The organism is Gammaproteobacteria bacterium CG11_big_fil_rev_8_21_14_0_20_46_22 (genome assembly GCA_002796245.1).
In the GTDB taxonomy this organism is placed as follows: Bacteria; Pseudomonadota; Gammaproteobacteria; order UBA12402; family UBA12402; genus 1-14-0-20-46-22.
On record PCWT01000069.1, the window covers coordinates 1 to 1,237 of the forward strand.

The window sequence follows — 1,237 nt, forward strand, 5'->3', positions numbered from 1 at the left end:
TTTCAAAAAGATGAAATGTTGTCACGGGTATCAGATTTGATTGTAGTGGTTTAATAAAACCGGACACCAACTTAGGTGGTAATCTTACCACCTTGAGCGAGGTGTTCCATGGCAAGACAACGTCGTACATTTTCAACAGAGTTCAAAAGTGAAGCAGCAAATCTGGTAGTCAAGCAAGGCTATTCAGTCAGTGAGGCCAGTCGCTCGCTCGGTGTAGGTGAGACAGCAATCAGGCGCTGGGTTGAGCAGCTGGATCAGGAGCGAAACGGGATTACTCCCAAGTCCAAAGCCCTGACCGCCGAGCAGCAGAAAATCCAGGAACTGGAAGCCCGGATCAACAGGTTGGAACGTGAAAAGGCCATCCTAAAAAAGGCTACCGCTCTCTTGATGTCGGACGAACTCGATCGTACGCGTTGATTGATCAATTGAGAGAGCGAGAATCAGTGGAAATGATTTGTGCTGCGTTCGACATTGCGCCAAGCAGTTACTACGAACACAGGCAAAGTCACCAGATTGTTGACGTGGACCGGTTGTTGCTTCGCAGCAAAATCAAGGAGTTATTCAGGCTCAGCCGCAATTCGGCAGGTAGTCGTTCGCTAGTAGGGATGATGCGTGAGCAGGGTCATATAATCGGCCGATTTAAGGTAAGTCGGTTAATGACAGAGGCTAATCTAGTCTGCAAGCAACCAGGTCCACACAAGTATAAAATCGCTAACGTAGAACGAGTTGATATCCCTAATCATCTGGACCGAGAATTTGCTCCTTGCGCTGCTGATCAGGTTTGGTGCGGTGATATCACTTATATCTGGGCCGGTAATCGCTGGCATTATCTTGCAGTAGTGATTGACCTATACAAACGCCGTATTGTTGGGTGGGCGTTATCAACACGAGCAAATGCTGAGCTGGTGACGAAGGCCCTGGACTTGGCCTTTGAACAGCGTGGCAGACCAACGGGTGTCATGTTTCATTCTGACCAGGGAAGCCAATACGCCAGCCGAGTTTTTCGTCAGCGATTATGGCGTTACCGCATGATCCAGAGTATGAGTCGTCGAGGAAACTGCTGGGACAATGCACCAATGGAACGGCTGTTCAGAAGTTTGAAAACGGAATGGGTGCCTGCTCTGGGTTATACGACCCAAGAGGAAGCAACAAGAGATCTGAGCTTTTACTTGATGAATTACTACAACTGGCGCAGGCCTCACTCATTCAACAATGGGCTACCACCTGCAAAAGCTGA

Annotated in this window: 1 pseudogene (cut by a window edge); it reads left to right on the forward strand. The window is 48.7% G+C overall.

Annotation, left to right across the window (positions count from 1 at the left end):
- Positions 1-108: 108 nt before the first annotated feature.
- Positions 109-1,237, forward strand: a pseudogene (locus COV52_09855) (IS3 family transposase) (it continues 34 nt past the right edge of the window).